Below are 16,988 nucleotides of genomic sequence, written 5' to 3'. Positions count from 1 at the left end.
GCGTCCGAGGCCCTCAGGCGCGACGATCTCGTGCACTCAGCGGGTGCCCGCGGTGCGGGGTCAGCGGCGGCGGGTGCCGAAGATGGTGCGGGTGAGCTCGCGGCCGAGCTGGGTGCCCGCCGAGCGGAGGAACGAGTCGAGCGGGCTCGACGACCGCGAGCGTGACGACCCCGACGACGGCGGGCGCCCCGTCGCGGCCTCGCGCTCGAGCTTCGCCCGCATCTTCTCGAGCTCCGCCTGCTCCTTCTTCGCCGCGCGCTCGGCCTCCTTGGCGGCCTCCTTCGCCGCCCTCTCCTGCGCGGCGGCCTCGACCTCGGCGGCCTCCGCGGCGGCGCGCGCCGCCGCCTGCTCCTGGACGCGCACCTGGAGGAGCTCGAACGCGGACTCGGCGTCGACGGCGGTGCCGTACCGGGCCGTCGCGGGCGACGCCGCCACGATGCCCTCGAGCACGGACGCCGGCGCGGGGTCCATCGACGACTGCGGCGCGCGGACCCGCGTCCACGCCACCGGGGCCGGCGCGCCCTTCTCGGTGAGCACCGTGACGACGGCCTCGCCCGTCCCGAGCGACTGCAGCAGCCGCTCGAGGTCGTACGGCGACGTGGGATAGGTGCGTACGGCCGCCCGCAGGGCCGCGGCGTCGTCGGGCGTGAAGGCGCGCAGCGCGTGCTGGACGCGGTTCCCGAGCTGCGCGAGCACGTCGGCGGGGACGTCCTTCGGGCTCTGCGTCACGAAGAACACGCCGACGCCCTTGGACCGCACCAGGCGCACCGTCTGCACGACCTGCTGGAGGAACTCCTTCGACGCGCCCGTGAACAGCAGGTGCGCCTCGTCGAAGAAGAACACGAGCCGCGGCTTCTCGACGTCGCCCACCTCGGGCAGCTCCTGGAAGAGGTCGGCGAGCAGCCACATGAGGAACGTGGAGAACAGCGCCGGGCGGTCCTGCACCGCGGGGAGCTCGAGCACGGAGACGACGCCCCGCCCGTCGGCCGTCGTCCGCAGCAGCTCCGACGTCGCGAACGCCGGCTCGCCGAAGAACACGTCCGCGCCCTGCGCCTGGAGCGCGACGATCTCGCGCAGGATCACGCCGGCCGTCGCGGTCGACACGCCGCCGATGCCCCGGAGCTCGGCCTTGCCCTCGTCGGACGTCAGGTACGCGAGCGTCGCCTGGAGGTCCTTGAGGTCGAGCAGCGCGAGACCCTGCGCGTCCGCCCAGTGGAAGACGAGGCCGAGGCTCGACTCCTGCGTCTCGTTGAGGCCGAGCACCTTGGCGAGCAGGAGCGGGCCGAAGTCCGTCACGGTGGTCCGGATCGGCACCCCGGTGCCGAGGCCGCCGAGCGAGTACACCTCGACGGGGTACGCCGTCGGGCTCCAGTCCTGGCCGATCGACGCCGAGCGCTCCACGATCTTCGCGGACGACGTCCCCGCGACGGCGAGCCCCGACAGGTCGCCCTTGACGTCGGCGAGGAACACCGGGACGCCCGCCGCCGACAGGCCCTCCGCCATGCCCTGCAGCGTCTTCGTCTTGCCGGTCCCCGTCGCGCCCGCCACCAGCCCGTGCCGGTTGAGCATCGAGAGCGCGAACCCCACCTGGACGTCGGCGCGGGGGGACGGGTCGCCACCCTCCGCGCCCTCCAGCAGCGCGCCGAGCGGGAGCGTGCCACCGGCGTACGCGTAGCCCGCCGCCACCTGCGCGGCGTACCCGTCGCCGGGGGACGACGGCGCGTCCTGGGCGGGGCCGGTCGGCGCCGGCTCCGGCGGTGCGTCCGTCGGGGACGGCTCGGCCGCGGGAGCGTCCCCGGGCGTCGCGTCGGCAGGGGTCGCGTCGGTCGGGGGAGCGGAGGCCGGGGGAGCGGGGGCGTCCCGCTCGGGGGCGTCGCCGCGCGCCGCCGCCTCGGCGGCCTCGAGCGCCGCCCGCGCCGCGGCGGCGCGGGCCTCGGCGGCCTCCGCGGCGGCCTGCGCGGCGGCCGCGCGCAGGGCCAGGATCTCCGGGTCGGTCGGTGCGTCGTCGCCCATGCCTCGGATCCTAGGGCGCGGCGCGGGCGGCCGCCCGGCCGCGCCCGGACGGTCGTCACGACCCTCGGGGACCTTCGTCCCCGAGGCGCCCGGCTTTATTGACGATGTGTCAATAGCGGTCCTAGCGTGAAGACGTCCCCCTGACGAAGGAGCTTCCATGAGCGCCACGACACCGACGCGGCGACGTCGGTCCGCACCCGAGGTGCGGGCCGAGGAGATCGTCCGCGCCGCCCGTGAGCTCTTCGTCGAGCGAGGCATCGCGAAGACGTCCACCACGGACGTGGCGGAGCGCGCCGGCGTGGCGCGCGGGCTCGTCTACTACTACTTCGCGGACAAGGACGCGCTCGTCGACGCCGTGCTCGACGAGTACGTCGAGGAGTTCACCACGGCGGTCCGCGCCTGGGACGCCGCTCGCGAGACGGGCGACATCGACACCGCGCTCGTCGACTGCGTGGCGATGTTCCGCACCTACCTGCGCGCGATCGACCCGCTGCGCGACGACCTCCGGCGCCCCGAGAACGGTGGGCTCTACGACCGGTTCCTCGACCGCGCCGTCCGCGCGGTCGTCGCGAGCCTGGAGGCCACCACGGTCGAGGCCTACGCGGCACGGCACCGCGTCCGGATCACGCACGTCGCGGAGACGTTCTACGTGCTCGTCTACGGGCTCGTCGGACTCGTCCGGAGCTCCCCGGACGTGGACGACGCGGTCCTCGCGACGATCGTGCGTCAGACGCTGCACCTGGACGAGGAGAGCTCCTCGGACGGGTGATCCCGGGTCCTCCGGCGCGCCGGGACCCGGAAGCCCTCCGAGCGCGCACCGTCCCCGGGCGGCGTGGGACCGCCCGGTCGTCCCCCAGGAGAAGACGACATGTTCTTGTTCGACTCGATCCCGTGGCAGGCAGCCGTCATGTGGTTCGTCGTGCTGGCCGCGCTCATCGCGCTCAACGAGCTCGTGCGCTGGTCGAAGACCGCGGCCGTCGGGATCTTCGTGGTCCTGCCCGTGGTGCTGACGATCTTCGTCTGGCCGCAGACGGCGGGCGCCGGCTCCTCGACCGGCACGTGGTTCCACTGGGTCAAGGTCTACTCGGCCCTCGCGGGCTGCATCGGCTTCATGCTCCTGCGCTACAGCCCTCGGCTGCGCGCCATGCGGTACGCCCTGCTGTTCCCGCCCGCGATCCTCGGGCTCAACATCCTCGAGGCCGTCATCCGGGACTTCCAGGTCACGGGGATGGACGGCGTGGTCGACGGCGTCGTCATGGTGGGCGGCCCGTGGAACGTCATGAACGGGGTCGCCGGCATCCTCAACCTCGTCACCATCTGCGGGTGGGTCGGGATCTTCGTGACCCGTGACCGGTTCCAGGACATGATCTGGCCCGACATGATGTGGTTCTGGATCATCGCCTACGACCTCTGGAACTTCGCCTACGTCTACAACTGCGTCGGTGACCACGCGTTCTACGCCGGTGCCGCCCTGCTGATCTCGTGCACCATCCCCGCCTTCTTCCTGCGCAAGGGTGCCTGGCTCCAGCACCGTGCCCACACCCTCGCGTTCTGGATGATGTTCACCATGGCCGTCCCGGCGTTCGTCTCCGACTCGCCGTTCGCGGTGCAGTCCTCCCACGACCCGACGGCGCTCTTCGTGGTGAGCCTCGTCTCGCTCCTCGCGAACGTCGCCGTCGCGGTCTACCAGGCGTACGTGATCGTCTCGCGGCGTCGCAACCCGCTGCGCGACGAGCTGTACGTCGACCACGCGTCCTACCGTCGGCTCGCCGCGGAGCGGCCTGCGCCGCGTCCTGCGGAGCAGGCCGTGCCCGCGGGCGTCGCGGCCACCTCGGCCTGACGCACCGGCCACCGGCCCGCGGCGCCGCTCCGGCGTCGCGGGCCGGTCGCGTCCCTGCGTGGCCGGGGTGCGCGACGACGCGTGGTCGCCGTAAGGTGGCGCGGCCATGACCGACCACCGCGTGCACGTCGTCACCGACTCCACGGCCTCCCTGCCCGCAGGATCCGACGAGCGGCTGCGTGCCGTCCCCCTGCACGTCGTCGTCGACGACGAGTCGTACCTGGAGGGCGTCGGCCTCACCGCCGAGGACGTCGCGGCGCACCTCCAGGCCGGTCACCGGGTGACCACCTCGCAGCCGACGCCGCGGGCGTTCGGCGAGGCGTACGCTGCGGCGGCCGCCGCAGGCGCGCGCGAGATCGTCTCCGTCCACCTCTCGGGCGAGCTGTCGGGCACGGTGCACGCGGCGGCGCTCGCAGCCGCCGACGCGCCGGTCCCCGTGCGGGTCGTGGACTCGCGGACCGTCGCGATGGGGCTCGGCTTCGCCGCGCGCGAGGCCGCGGCGGCAGCGGCAGCCGGGGCCGGGACGGACGTGGTCGCGCGGCGGGCGATCGAGGTGGCCGACGCGAGCCGTGCCGTCTTCCTCGTCGACTCGCTCGACCACCTGCGCCGGGGCGGCCGGCTCAGCGCGGCCTCGGCCGCGCTCGGGACGGTGCTGGGCGTCCGTCCGCTGCTGACGGTGCGTGACGGCAGGATCGAGGTCGTGCAGAAGGTCCGGACCCGGTCCGCCGCCGTCGAGCGGCTCACGGCGGTCGCCGTGGAGTCCGCGGCCCGCCGCGCGCGGCCCGCGCTCGCGGTCCACCACGTGGGGGACGACGACGGCGCCGACCGTCTGGCGGTGACGCTCACCGAGCGCACCGGCCTGGACGTCGTCGCGACGCCCGTGAGCGCCGTGCTCGGGGCGCACGTCGGCCCGGGGGTGCTCGCCGTCGTGGTGGCGGACCTCGCCGACCGCGGCTCCGGGGTGGGAGACCTCTCGGCGACGATCTGAGGTCCCCGACGCCAGGGGCGCCGGTGCGTGGCCGTGCACAGCCGCGCACCTGGTCGCCTCCTCCACAGGCCGGGCAGCGGCGTCGGCAGGGTGCACCGGCCGCGCCCTAGCGTCCACGGCGTGAGCACACCTCGGCACGAGCCCCGACAGCACGCCCGCCCCGGCCGCGACCCCGGGAGGGACGGCGCCGTCGTCCGGCAACGCCTGCGGGCGGTGGCCGGGTCCGGGCGGCCCGCCCTCGCGTGGCACCCGGCGACCGCCGCGCTGCCCCGGGTCGACCCGCCGGGCGCGACACCGACGCGAGACGAGCGATGGTCGTGGGAACAGCCGGAGGTGGTGGACGGCCCCGCGCCGGACGCCGTCCCGTCCTGGCACCGGCGCCCCGGAGCGCCGAGCGACCCCGGCTCGCCCGGCGCCCACGGCTGGCTGCCGTCGCGGCCGGAGCCGGAGGAGCGTGCGCCGTCCCTGCCGTCCGAGGTGCCGAAGGCGGACGAGGCCGCCGGTCTCGCCCCCAGCGGGGGTACGGCGTGGTCCGACGACGAGGCGCTCGACACCGTGGCGGACGCCGACGTGGAGGGGGAGGTGGATCGCCTCCGGCGGCGCGCGGCGCAGACCGCGGCGAGCGCGTACACGGCCGCGCACGGGCACCCGACGGCCCACTCCGGGTTCGGTGACCTCGCTGAGGAGGGCGGCAGGCGGTGGGCGCTACGACCGCGGACCGCGGTCGTCACGCTCGTCGTCGTGCTGCTCCTCGCGGCCGGTGTCGTCGTGCTGCGGGCGCCGGCCGGGGGCGTCGAGCCCGTGGCGCGCGTGGGCGCCGCTGCCTCTCCCGCCGCGGCGGCATCGGGCGATGGGGTCGCGGCCGACGCCGACGCGTCGCCCGGCGCGGCGGGTGCGTCGGCCGCCGACGGCGTCGAGGCCCAGCCCGCGCCCGGTCCTGGCGGGGCGGCCGCGGCGCCGGGCGGGGTGGTCGTGCACGTCGTCGGGCAGGTGGCGGCGCCCGGCCTGGTGACCGTCGCGACGGACGCCCGCGTCGCCGACGCGCTCGACGCGGCCGGGGGAGCGACCCCCGACGCCGACCTCGCAGCGCTCAACCTCGCGCGCGCCGTGACCGACGGCGAGCAGATCCACGTCCCTCGGCCGGGCGAGGCGGTCGCCGCACCGCCGTCCGCCGCCCCGGGGGCGGCCTCCGCGGGTACCGGGGGCGCGGGTGGCGCGGTGGTCGACCTCAACGCCGCCGACGCCGCCGCGCTCGACACGCTGCCCGGTATCGGCCCCGTGCTCGCCGAGCGCATCGTCGCGTGGCGCGACGAGAACGGGCCGTTCACCGCCGTCGACGAGCTCGGCGAGGTCAGCGGCATCGGCCCCGCCGTGCTCGAGGACGTGCGCGACCTCGTCCGCGTGTGACCGACCTCCGGCTCGTCCCGGCGGCGCTCGCGGCGTGGGCCACTGGGTTCGTCGCCGTCGGGGCCTCGGCGGCGGACACGCTGCTCGTGGCCCGTGCCACGGCCGTCGTGCTGGGCGTCGTGCTCGTCGCAGGCCTCGTCGCGCTGCGCCGCGCTGCGGCCTTCTCCGGGATGTCCGGCGCAGACGTCGTCGCCGCGCCCTGCGGCCCGGAGCCCGGTTCGAGCACCCGGAGAGCGGACGGACCGCGGCTCGGCCCACCCGTCCGGCCGCGGGCCGGAGGGCCGGTCGGGTCACGGGCCGGGTCACCGATCGGCGTGCGCGTGGTCGGGCAGGTGGTGGTCGTCCTGGCGTGCGTGACCGCCGTCCTCCTCTCGGGCGGGGTCCAGCTCGCCGCGCGGGCCCCGCTCGGGGCGCTGGCTGACGAGCGCGCGACGGCGACCCTCGTCGGGACGGTGCGCTCCGCCGTCGAGCCGCGGACCGACCCGTGGTCGGGATCGACCGACCGGCACGAGGTGCGCGTCACGGTCGATCACCTCACCGCACGCGGTGCCACCGTCCCGGCAGCGGGGCCGGTCGTCGTGGCGGGGGCGGGGGACGGTTGGACCGACCTCGCCTACGGGGCGGACGTCGTGGTCACCGGTCGGCTCGACGTGCAGGGGGACCGGACGTTCCTGCGCGCGGACGCCGCGCCGCGCGTCGTCGACGACCCCGACCGGTTCCTCGAGGGCGTGCACACCATGCGGCAGAGCCTGCTCGACGCGACGGACGGGCTCAGCCCGCAGGCACGCGGGCTCGTGCCGGGGGTGGCGGTGGGGGACACCTCGCGGCTCGACCCGGAGCTCGACGAGGCGATGCGCACGACGTCGCTCACGCACGTCACGGCCGTGTCCGGCGGCCACTTCGTCATCGTCGTCGCGTGCGTCGCGGCGCTGTGCGTCCTGCTGCGCGCGCCGCGAGCCGTCCGCGTCGTCGTGACGGGCGCGGTGATGGTCGGGTTCGTGGCGCTGGTCCACCCGGAACCGAGCGTGCTGCGGGCGGCGGCCATGGGGGTGGTCGGGGTGGTGGGCATCGCGCTCGGGCGCCCGTCCCGCGCGGTGGCGGCTCTCGGTGCGGCCGTGGTCGTGCTCCTCGTCGTCGACCCGTGGCTGGCGCGGTCGTACGGCTTCGTCCTCTCCGTCGCCGCGACGGCCGGGCTGGCGCTGCTCACGGCGCCGATCGCCCGGCGTCTGGCGCCGTGGTGCGGGCGGGCGGCCGCGCACGTCGTCGCGGTACCGGTGGCAGCGCAGGCGGCGTGCGCCCCGATCGTCGTGCTGCTCGACCCGAGCGTGAGCACGTGGGCCGTCCCGGCGAACCTCGTGGCGGCGCCGGCACTGGGGCCGGCGACGGTGCTCGGCGTCCTCGCGACCCTCGTCGCGCCGTGGTGGCCCGGTGCCGCGACCGCGCTCGCCTGGACGGCGGGTCTCTTCACGGGCTGGATCGCGGGTGTCGCCCAGGTCTTCGCGGCCACGCCCGGCGCGCGGGCGCCCTGGCCGGGAGGTGTCGGAGGAGCCGCGCTGCTCGCCGCGCTGACCGCCGTCGGGCTCGCCGTGGTCCTCCGCTCGCGCGCCCTGCAGGACGCGGGGGAGCGTCGCACGCTGCGCCGCGCCACGTCGCCGCCGCTGCGGGCGCGCCTCACCGGGCAGTGGCGTCGCGCCACCCGGTCGTCCGGCGTCGGGGACGGTCGCGTCGGACAGGCTGCGGGTTCGCGTCAGGTCCGGTCGCCCCAGGGACAGGGACAGGGACAGGGACAGGGACAGGGACAGGGACAGGGACGACCGCACGCTCGTGTCCGCGTCGTGGCCGTGGTCGTCGCGGTCGTCGCCATGTGCGTCCTCCTCGTCGTGGTGCTCCGGCCGCTCGGCGTGGCCGCAGGCCCGGTCCCTGCGGACTGGGCGGTCGTGGCGTGCGACGTGGGGCAGGGCGACGCGCTCGTCATCCGCTCCGGGCCGCGCGCTGCGGTGGTCGTGGACGTAGGCCCCGCCGGTGCTGCGGCGGGATCGTGCCTCGACGACCTCGGGGTCGAGCGGGTCGACCTGCTCGTCCTCAGCCACTTCCACGCGGACCACGTCGGCGGTCTGGAGGCGGCGCTCCGCGGCCGAGAGGTCGAGCGCGCGCTCGTGAGCCCGGCCGCGGAGCCCGAGGCGCAGGCCGAGCGCGTGCTGGGGGACCTCGCGGACGCGGGCGTCCCGGTGCAGGTCGCGCGACCGGGCGACGCCGGTGCGGCGGGCCGGGCGGACGGCGGCGGTACCTTCGACGACGGCGTCTCGTGGGAGGTGCTGCAGGCTGGACCGGGCGACGCGAACGACGCGAGCGTGGCGCTCCTCGTCCGGGTGGCGGGACTGGACGTCGTCGCGCTCGGCGACCTGGAGGACGCAGGGCAGGCCTCGCTCGCGCGCACCCTGGACGGGCAGGGCACGGGCCCGGTCGACGTCGTCAAGGTCGCGCACCACGGCTCGGCCACGCAGTCGGACCGCCTCGCGGAGCTCCTGGCACCGACGGTCGCGCTCGTCAGCTCGGGCGAGAACACCTACGGGCACCCCACCGACCGGGCGCTCGACCTCTACCGCGGGGTGGGGGCCACCGTGCTGCGGACCGACGCGTGCGGCACCGTGGCGCTCGTCGTGCGTGACGGCGTCCTCTCCGCCGCGGGGTGCGCGTGACGGTGCCGTGCGCGTCGGACGGCACGGCGGGTGGGCGGCTCGTGGCAGGCTGGTGCCATGCCCGCGCCGACCCGCACCGCCCGTCCGTCCGCCGGCTCGTCCCTCGCCTGGGACGACGTCCGGCTCGCGCCCGTGGTGCTCGTCCAGGGGCCCGAGTCGCTCCTCGCGGAGCGCGCCGTCGACGCGATAGCCGACCTCGCGCGGGAGCGCGACCCCGAGGTCGAGAAGGTGACGATCGAGGCCGCGACGTACCAGGCCGGGATGCTCACGGTGGCGGCCAGCCCGTCGCTGTTCGGCGAGGCGAAGGTCGTCGTCGTCGAGGGCGCCGAGTCGGCGACCGACGCGCTCGTCGCCGACGTCGTGGACTACGTGCCGGTCGCCGACCCGGCGACGACGGTCGTCGTCGTGCACGGGGGAGGAGTGCGGGGCAAGCGCATGCTCGACGCGATCAAGGGCAGCGGCGCGCCCGTCGTCACGGTCGAGGCGATCAAGAAGGACTCCGACAAGGTGGCGTTCGTCAACGCCGAGTTCCGCAGGGCCCGTCGCCGCATCGACGCGTCGGGCGTCCGAGCCCTCGTCGAGGCCCTCGGCAACGACCTGCGGGAGCTGGCGGCCGCCTGCAGCCAGCTCGTCACGGACACCGACGGCACCGTGAGCGAGGCCGTGGTGGACCGGTACTACGGCGGCCGGGTCGAGGCGACCGGGTTCCGGGTCGCGGACGCCGCCGTCGCCGGGAACGCGGGGGAGGCCGTGGCGCTCCTGCGGCACGCGCTCGCGACGGGCGCGGACCCGGTGCCGCTCGTCGCGGCGCTGGCGATGAAGCTCCGCGCCCTCGCGAAGGTCGGCGCGATGCGCGGCCGTGGCGGGGTCGCGGCGAAGGACCTCGGGCTCGCACCCTGGCAGGTCGACCGCGCGCGCCGCGAGCTCGCGGGCTGGACCCCGGAGGGGCTCGCGACCGCGATCAGCGCCGTCGCGCAGGCCGACGCCGAGGTCAAGGGCGCGGGGCGTGACCCGGTGTTCGCCGTCGAGCGCGCGGTGCTGACGATCGCGCGGGCCCACGGCCGCTGACCCAGCAGCCGCGCGACCGGGTACCGGGCTCGAGCCCCCGGCGCCGCGCGGCGTCGGGGATCCGACGAGGCGCCCGGCTTCGCTCCCGCTCGCGACCGTCGTCACGCCCAACGACGGCGTCGGCCCGGGCCGGACACCCGGCGCCGGACGCACGAGGGGCGCCGACCCGTGCGGGTCGGCGCCCCTCGTGGGAAACCTGTGCGAGCGTCGCGACGATCAGCGTGTCACGACACCGCGGGCGAACCGTGCGCTCAGAGAGCGTTGACGGACTTCGCGATGGCCGACTTGCGGTTCGCGGCCTGGTTCGCGTGGATGACGCCCTTCGAGACGGCCTTGTCGAGCTTGCGGGACGCCGCCTGGAGCGCGGTGGTCGCCGCGTCCTTGTCGCCCGCCGCGACGGCCTCGCGCACGCGGCGCACGTACGTCTTGAGCTCGGACTTGACTGCCTTGTTGCGCAGACGAGCCTTCTCGTTCGTGCGGATGCGCTTGATCTGGGACTTGATGTTGGCCACGTGTGGACTTTCTGGTTCTGTTCGCCGGAGCGAGCGGATAGGTCGTAGAGGGCGACTCCAGCTCCGGGACTGGGGTGGGGAACCCGTGGAGAGGTGCTGGAGCTGTGCCCGCCGACCTGGGCGGACACGCAGCCATCAAGAATACCAGCGGTCTGGTCGGGACCCTAATCGTCCCGCGCGGCCGCCGCGCCGTCGCCGTGCGGCCCCGCGCGAGGCCCGGAGGCCGGCGCGAGAGCCGGGGCTACCACCTCAAGAGCCGGGGCCACCGCCTCAGCGGTGTCGCGAGATCCCGTCGACCACGCGGTCGAAGACGTCGCGCCCGACGACGGCCCCCTCGCGGCGCACCGCGTCCGGGTCGACGCGCACCACGCGGTCCAGCCGGACCTCGCTGTCGCGCCCCTTCGCGTCCCACGGTCCCGACCCGATGTCCAGCCAGTACCGTCCCCAGCGCGCCTCGTCCTGGGCGTCGCGCGAGTGGTCCTTGCTCGTGAGCATCACGCCGAGGAGCCATGCGCCGTCCGATCCGACGAGCAGCACCGGCCTGTCCTTGCCCTGCGAGTGGTCCTCCTCGAACGGGACCCACGTCCAGACGATCTCACCGGGGTCCGGGTCGCCGTCGGGCCGCGGCGCGTACCGCGCGCGCACCACGCCCTCGAAGTCGCCCGGATAGGCGCCCGCGGCGGCGCCCCGGCCGCCGGTCGACCCCGGTCGCCCGCCCGCCGCGGGGCGGGGGCGAGGACCTGGTGCAGCACCGGGGCGCGGCCCGGGCCGCGGAGAGGGCGTGCGGTCGCCGCGGCCGCGGCCGCGGCCCGACGGCGTCCGCTCGCGCCCCGGGGCCCGCGTCGCCGCGGTGCCCTGGCTCGCGCCACCCTGCCCCGCGCCCTGCGAGCGCGTGAGCCCGGAGACCACGGCGCGCGCCGCGTCGGTCAGAAGTCCCAGCCATCGGTTGCGTGCCACGCGCGCACCCTACCGGGCAGACGCGCGTCCGCCCGGGTGCCCCGGACGCCCGGCCGGCCGGACCTTGGCGCGCCGAGGTAGAGCCGTGGTCACCCCACCTCGCCGGACCAGGGCTCTGCCTCGCGGAACCAGGGCTCCACCTCGCGGGGCCGGGGCTCTACCTGGGCGGCGCGCGGCGGATGACCCGCCGGTGCGGGTCACCCGGCGCGGACGGTGCGCGTCACCCGGCCAGGACCGCGTCCACCTCGCGCAGGAAGTCGTCGAGGTCCCCGGGGTCGCGCGACGTGACGAGCGTGTACCCCTCGTCGTCGCGCACGACGGACCGGTCGACCCAGGCGCCGCCCGCGTTGAGCACGTCCGTCTCGAGGGACGCGTAGCTCGTCAGGGTCTTGCCCTCGACGGCGGCCGCCTCCACGAGCGCCCACGGGCCGTGGCAGATCGCCGCGACCGGCTTGCCCGCGGCCGTGAACGCGCGCACGAGGCTCACCGCGTCGTCCTGGAGGCGCAGCGCGTCGGCGTTGATCGTCCCGCCCGGCACGAGCAGCAGGTCGTACTCGGCGGGGTCGGCCTCGGCGTGCGTGAGGTTCGGGGTCACGGTGCGGCCGGGGTCCTTGTCGCCCACGAGGGTCTGCACGTCGTCGGCGGACGTGGCCGCGACGTCGACCTCCACCCCCTCGCCGCGCAGGTGCTCGAGCGGGACCACGAGCTCGTCCTGCTCGACGCCGTAGTTCGTCACGATCGCCAGCACGCGGCGCCCGCCGGGGCGGCCGGAGGTGCGGTGCTCGGTGTCCTGGGCCATGAGCGCTCCTCTCGTCGCCGGTCGACCCGGTGCGGCCGGCCGGTCCTCCACGCTAGGTCGGCTCGCGGCGCCCCGCAGGGCGGGCGGGTGCCCGACGCCGGACGTGGGACAATGGTCGTTCCCGCCCGCCCGAGAGCGACCGTCGGCGCGCCGCCCCCGAGCGCGCGGCCCCGACCCGCACGCCACTCCCAGGAGCGCACCCGCGTTGTCCCCGATCCCCAGTGCCCAGCTGAGCACCCGCATCCAGCCCGCGGCCACGCCGCCCGAGCTGATCCGGAACTTCTGCATCATCGCGCACATCGACCACGGCAAGTCGACCCTGGCCGACCGCATGCTGCAGCTCACCGGTGTCGTCGAGCCGCGCGCCATGCGCGCGCAGTACCTCGACCGCATGGACATCGAGCGCGAGCGCGGCATCACGATCAAGTCGCAGGCCGTCCGCATGCCGTGGGCCGTCGTGGCGGACGGCGTGGAGACACCGCACGCGCTGAACATGATCGACACCCCGGGGCACGTCGACTTCACGTACGAGGTCTCGCGGTCGCTCGCGGCGTGCGAGGGCGCGGTGCTGCTCGTCGACGCCGCGCAGGGCATCGAGGCGCAGACCCTCGCGAACCTGTACCTCGCGATGGAGAACGAGCTCGAGATCATCCCCGTGCTCAACAAGATCGACCTCCCGGCGGCGCAGCCCGAGAAGTACGCGGAGGAGCTCGCGAACCTCGTGGGCGGCGACCCGGACGACGTGCTCAAGGTCTCCGGCAAGACGGGCGCGGGCGTCGAGGTGCTGCTCGACCGCATCGTCGAGCGCGTGCCCGCGCCGGTCGGCGACGCCGACGCCCCGGCGCGCGCCATGATCTTCGACTCGGTCTACGACACCTACCGCGGCGTCGTGACGTACGTGCGCGTCGTCGACGGCAACCTCAACCCGCGCGAGCGCATCGTCATGATGTCGACGCGCGCGACCCACGAGCTGCTCGAGATCGGCGTCATCTCGCCGGAGCCGATCGTCACGAAGGGCCTCGGCGTCGGTGAGGTCGGCTACCTCATCACGGGAGTGAAGGACGTGCGCCAGTCGAAGGTCGGCGACACGGTGACGAACGCGGCGAAGCCCGCCGCGGACGCGCTCGGCGGCTACTCGGACCCGAAGCCCATGGTCTTCTCGGGCCTGTACCCGATCGACGGGACCGACTACCCGGTCCTGCGCGACGCGCTCGACAAGCTCAAGCTCAACGACGCCGCGCTCAACTACGAGCCGGAGACGTCGGTCGCGCTCGGCTTCGGCTTCCGCGTCGGGTTCCTCGGCCTGCTGCACCTGGAGATCGTGCGCGAGCGGCTCGAGCGCGAGTTCGACCTCGACCTCATCTCGACCGCGCCGAACGTCGTCTACGACGTGACGCTCGAGGACGGGACGCTCGTCAACGTGACGAACCCGTCGGAGTTCCCGGGCGGCAAGATCAAGCAGGTCAGCGAGCCGGTCGTGCGGGCGACGATCCTCGCGCCGAGCGAGTTCGTAGGCACCGTGATGGGCCTGTGCAACGACCGTCGCGGCCAGATGCTCGGCATGGACTACCTGTCCGAGGACCGCGTCGAGCTGCGCTTCACGCTCCCGCTCGCCGAGATCGTGTTCGACTTCTTCGACCAGCTCAAGTCCCGCACGCGCGGGTACGCGTCGCTCGACTACGAGCCCTCGGGCGACCAGGTGGCCGACCTCGTCAAGGTCGACATCCTGCTCCAGGGCGAGCAGGTGGACGCGTTCAGCGCGATCGTGCACAAGGACAAGGCGTACGACTACGGCGTCATGATGACGGCGAAGCTCAAGGAGATCATCCCGCGCCAGCAGTTCGAGGTGCCGATCCAGGCGGCCGTCGGCGCGCGCGTCATCGCGCGCGAGACGGTGCGCGCGATGCGCAAGGACGTCCTCGCGAAGTGCTACGGCGGCGACATCAGCCGCAAGCGCAAGCTGCTCGAGAAGCAGAAGGAGGGCAAGAAGCGCATGAAGAACATCGGGTCCGTCGAGGTCCCGAAGGACGCCTTCATCGCCGCGCTCTCCTCCGACGCCGCGGGCGGCAAGGACGCCAAGGACAAGTCGAAGAAGTGAGCCCGGCGCTGCCCGAGGGCGAGCCGGTCCCGCCCGACGGCTCGCTGCCCTCCTGGGTCGGGGGAGGCACGGGCGGCACGGAGCCCGCGGCCCGCGGGTTCGGGGTCTACCTGCACGTCCCGTTCTGCTCGGTGCGGTGCGGGTACTGCGACTTCAACACCTACACGGCGTCCGAGCTCGGCGGGGGTGCGAGCCAGGCGTCGTACGCGAGCACGGCGCTGCGCGAGATCGACCTCGCCGCGCGCGTGCTGCACGACGCCGGGCTGCCCGCGCGTCCGGTCTCGACGGTCTTCGTCGGCGGCGGCACGCCCACGCTCCTGCCTGCGGGCGACCTCGTCCGCCTGCTCGACGGCGTCCGCGAGGCGTGGGGGCTCGCCGCGGACGCCGAGGTGACGACGGAGGCGAACCCGGACTCCGTGACGCCCGAGTCGCTCGCCGAGCTCGCTGCGGCCGGGTTCACGCGCGTGTCGTTCGGCATGCAGTCCGCCGTGCCGCACGTGCTCGCGACGCTCGAGCGCACGCACGACCCGCGCCGCATCCCGGACGTCGTGCGCTGGGCGCGCGACGCCGGCCTCCAGGTCTCGCTCGACCTCATCTACGGCACGCCGGGGGAGAGCCTCGACGACTGGCGGGCCAGCCTCGAGGCCGCGCTCGCGACCGGCGTCGACCACGTGTCCGCGTACGCGCTCGTCGTGGAGGCAGGGACGAAGATGGCCGCCCAGGTGCGGCGCGGCGAGGTCGCGCTCCCGAGCGAGGACGACCAGGCCACGAAGTACGAGCTCGCCGACGAGCTGCTCACGGCGGCGGGCCTCACCTGGTACGAGGTGAGCAACTGGGCGCGCACCGACGCCGACCGCTGCCGCCACAACCTCGCCTACTGGCGCGGCGACGACTGGTGGGGGATCGGTCCCGGCGCGCACTCCTACGTCGCGGCGACCGGTGCCGGGTCCGCGGTGACGTCGCCCGAGGACGCCCGGGTCGGGGTGCGCTGGTGGAACGTCAAGCACCCGCGCCGGTACGCGGCGCTGCTCGAGGCGGGCACGAGCCCGGCGGCGGGACGGGAGCTCCTCACGCGGGCGGAGGGCCGGCTCGAGCAGGCGATGCTCGGCGTGCGGCTGCGCGAGGGTCTCGACCTCGCGGTCCTCTCCCCGTCCGGCCGGCGTGCGGTCGCCGGGCTCGTCGCGAACGGGCTCCTCGACGGCCGCGCGGCGGTCACCGGCCGTGCCGTGCTGACCCTGCGGGGGCGGCTGCTCGCCGACACGGTGGTGCGCGCGATCACGGACGAGTGACGTCGGTGCGGGGGCCGCCTCGACCCGGCACGCGCTCGGCGACCACCGGTGCGCGACGGCGGCGGCGGGCCCGGCGTCGTGCCGTGCTGCCGGCTCTCGCCGCGCGGTCCTGGCCACGAACCGCCAAGGTGGACCCAGCACGTCGACGGAGCGTGCGGCCCGCAGCACGTGACGACGAGGAACGAGGTGCACGATGACCGACCCCACGAACCCGGGCGGCGAGCCGCCCCGCGACGACGAGCACACCCCCGCCGACGGAGCGGGCGGCCCGCCGCCGGACGCCACGCCGCCGTCGGGCCCGGGCCCCGACCGGCCCGACGCCGCCCCGTCCGGGGGCGACGTGCCACCCGCCTCGCCGTACGGCCCGGGCGGTGGAGCCCCGCGCGACCCGGCCGCCCCGCACGACCCGGCCGCCCCGCCGTCGGGCCCGCCCGCGTACGGGGCACCGGGTGCCTACGGCGCCCCGTCCGGTGCGCCGGGCGGCGCGACCGGGGGACCGACCGCACCCCCGCCGGGCGCGTCCCCGCCCCCGTCCGGCGCGTACCCGCCGCCCGCCGGCGGATACCCGCCCCCGGCCGGGGGGTACCCGCCGCCGCCCGGGTCGTACCCGGGCGCCGCCGGAGGGTACGGCGGCCAACCGGGCTACACGGGCCCGGCGTTCGGCGTCGGCGACGCGATCTCCTACGGGTGGCGCCGCGTCACGTCGAACCTGGGGCCGTGGATCCTCGTCGCGCTGATCTTCCTCGCGGTCAACGTCGCGTGGAGCTGGATCACGGGCGGGTTCGACCAGTTCCAGGACCAGTTCGACTACTCCGACACGAACTTCGCCGCCCTCGGCGGGCTCACCTTCACGAGCGTGCTGCTCGGGATCGTCGGCACCGCCATCGGCTATCTCATCACCGCGTTCTTCACGCGCGGCGCGCTCGACGAGGTGGACGGGCGTCGGCCCGACGTCGCCGCGTTCTTCCGCATCGGCAACGTGCTCAACGTGCTGCTCGCCGCCCTCATCGTCGGCGTCCTGTCCGGGATCGGGTTCTTCCTGTGCGTCCTGCCCGGGCTCGCGATGCTGCTGTTCTCGGCGTTCGTGTACTACGTCGCGCTCGACCAGGGCGTCGACGCGATCACGGCGATCCGCACGAGCTTCTCGCTCGTCGCGAAGAACTTCGGGCAGGTGTTCCTGCTCCTGCTCGCTCTCGTCGGGATCAACATCCTCGGCGCGATCCCGTGCGGGCTCGGGCTCTTCGTGACGATCCCGCTGAGCTACGTCGCCGTCGGCTACGCCTATCGCCGTCTCACGGGTGGGGCGCCGGCCGCCTGA

At 75.4% G+C, this 16,988-nt stretch carries 13 protein-coding genes; 9 read left to right on the top strand and 4 right to left on the bottom strand.

Translation table 11 applies throughout. The annotated features are described in order from the left end of the window. Nucleotides 1-60: 60 nt before the first annotated feature. On the bottom strand, nucleotides 61-2,013 hold the full coding sequence (locus ACZ4MO_RS06315; protein ID WP_175008350.1) for a helicase HerA-like domain-containing protein: 1,953 nt from the start codon (nucleotides 2,011-2,013) through the stop codon (nucleotides 61-63). 157 nt (nucleotides 2,014-2,170) lie between these two features. Here ACZ4MO_RS06315 and ACZ4MO_RS06310 point away from each other — a divergent pair, with 157 nt between their 5' ends. The 6 genes from ACZ4MO_RS06310 (at nucleotide 2,171) to holA (ending at nucleotide 10,015) form a co-directional block, all read left to right on the top strand. Beyond that, nucleotides 2,171-2,782, top strand: coding sequence for a TetR family transcriptional regulator (locus ACZ4MO_RS06310; protein ID WP_175008351.1), 612 nt, complete (start codon nucleotides 2,171-2,173; stop codon nucleotides 2,780-2,782). A gap of 99 nt (nucleotides 2,783-2,881) precedes the next feature. Then, nucleotides 2,882-3,853 carry a DUF5692 family protein gene (locus tag ACZ4MO_RS06305; RefSeq protein ID WP_171468086.1) on the top strand — a complete coding sequence of 324 codons (972 nt, stop codon included), beginning with the start codon at nucleotides 2,882-2,884 and terminating at the stop codon, nucleotides 3,851-3,853. Nucleotides 3,854-3,959: 106 nt separating this feature from the next. Then, nucleotides 3,960-4,841 carry a DegV family protein gene (locus ACZ4MO_RS06300; RefSeq protein WP_175008352.1) on the top strand — a complete coding sequence of 294 codons (882 nt, stop codon included), beginning with the start codon at nucleotides 3,960-3,962 and terminating at the stop codon, nucleotides 4,839-4,841. Nucleotides 4,842-4,961: 120 nt separating this feature from the next. Then, nucleotides 4,962-6,248 carry a ComEA family DNA-binding protein gene (locus ACZ4MO_RS06295; protein WP_255437084.1) on the top strand — a complete coding sequence of 429 codons (1,287 nt, stop codon included), beginning with the start codon at nucleotides 4,962-4,964 and terminating at the stop codon, nucleotides 6,246-6,248. Beyond that, entirely contained in the window at nucleotides 6,245-8,947 is a 2,703-nt protein-coding gene (locus tag ACZ4MO_RS06290) for a ComEC/Rec2 family competence protein (protein WP_499278647.1), read from the top strand. Before ACZ4MO_RS06295 ends, ACZ4MO_RS06290 begins: the two co-directional genes overlap by 4 nt. Nucleotides 8,948-9,004: 57 nt before the next feature. Continuing rightward, nucleotides 9,005-10,015 carry a DNA polymerase III subunit delta gene (gene holA, locus ACZ4MO_RS06285; RefSeq protein WP_175008353.1) on the top strand — a complete coding sequence of 337 codons (1,011 nt, stop codon included), beginning with the start codon at nucleotides 9,005-9,007 and terminating at the stop codon, nucleotides 10,013-10,015. A gap of 251 nt (nucleotides 10,016-10,266) precedes the next feature. Here holA and rpsT read toward each other — a convergent pair whose 3' ends face one another. The 3 genes from rpsT to ACZ4MO_RS06270 form a co-directional block, all read right to left on the bottom strand. Then, nucleotides 10,267-10,527, bottom strand: coding sequence for a 30S ribosomal protein S20 (rpsT, locus tag ACZ4MO_RS06280; protein WP_043659362.1), 261 nt, complete (start codon nucleotides 10,525-10,527; stop codon nucleotides 10,267-10,269). A gap of 270 nt (nucleotides 10,528-10,797) precedes the next feature. After that, complete coding sequence (locus ACZ4MO_RS06275; protein WP_175008354.1) at nucleotides 10,798-11,484, bottom strand: type II toxin-antitoxin system PemK/MazF family toxin; 687 nt, start codon at nucleotides 11,482-11,484, stop codon at nucleotides 10,798-10,800. Nucleotides 11,485-11,704: 220 nt separating this feature from the next. Beyond that, complete coding sequence (locus tag ACZ4MO_RS06270) at nucleotides 11,705-12,283, bottom strand: DJ-1/PfpI/YhbO family deglycase/protease (protein WP_175008355.1); 579 nt, start codon at nucleotides 12,281-12,283, stop codon at nucleotides 11,705-11,707. Between the two features lie 241 nt (nucleotides 12,284-12,524). On the opposite strand from ACZ4MO_RS06270, the gene lepA reads away from it, so the two are divergent. The 3 genes from lepA (at nucleotide 12,525) to ACZ4MO_RS06255 (ending at nucleotide 16,988) form a co-directional block, all read left to right on the top strand. Further along, nucleotides 12,525-14,381, top strand: a complete 1,857-nt coding sequence (gene lepA / locus ACZ4MO_RS06265) for a translation elongation factor 4 (RefSeq protein ID WP_186810396.1) — start codon at nucleotides 12,525-12,527, stop codon at nucleotides 14,379-14,381. Continuing rightward, entirely contained in the window at nucleotides 14,378-15,670 is a 1,293-nt protein-coding gene (gene hemW / locus ACZ4MO_RS06260) for a radical SAM family heme chaperone HemW (protein ID WP_175008356.1), read from the top strand. Before lepA ends, hemW begins: the two co-directional genes overlap by 4 nt. Nucleotides 15,671-15,863: 193 nt before the next feature. Continuing rightward, nucleotides 15,864-16,988, top strand: coding sequence for a DUF2189 domain-containing protein (locus tag ACZ4MO_RS06255; RefSeq protein WP_186810383.1), 1,125 nt, complete (start codon nucleotides 15,864-15,866; stop codon nucleotides 16,986-16,988).

The sequence above is a fragment of the Sphaerisporangium cinnabarinum genome, from assembly GCF_055567015.1.
This window is presented reverse-complemented; position numbering and strand designations above follow the sequence as displayed.

What these genes read in the sequence shown, in the direction of transcription:
- ACZ4MO_RS06305 (WP_171468086.1), top strand. Translation starts at nt 2,882, where the DNA reads ATGTTCTTGTTCGACTCGATCCCGTGGCAGGCAGCCGTCATGTGGTTC.
- ACZ4MO_RS06310 (WP_175008351.1), top strand. Translation starts at nt 2,171, where the DNA reads ATGAGCGCCACGACACCGACGCGGCGACGTCGGTCCGCACCCGAGGTG.
- ACZ4MO_RS06315 (WP_175008350.1), bottom strand. Translation starts at nt 2,013, where the DNA reads ATGGGCGACGACGCACCGACCGACCCGGAGATCCTGGCCCTGCGCGCG.
- ACZ4MO_RS06255 (WP_186810383.1), top strand. Translation starts at nt 15,864, where the DNA reads ATGACCGACCCCACGAACCCGGGCGGCGAGCCGCCCCGCGACGACGAG.
- holA (WP_175008353.1), top strand. Translation starts at nt 9,005, where the DNA reads ATGCCCGCGCCGACCCGCACCGCCCGTCCGTCCGCCGGCTCGTCCCTC.
- ACZ4MO_RS06300 (WP_175008352.1), top strand. Translation starts at nt 3,960, where the DNA reads ATGACCGACCACCGCGTGCACGTCGTCACCGACTCCACGGCCTCCCTG.
- ACZ4MO_RS06270 (WP_175008355.1), bottom strand. Translation starts at nt 12,283, where the DNA reads ATGGCCCAGGACACCGAGCACCGCACCTCCGGCCGCCCCGGCGGGCGC.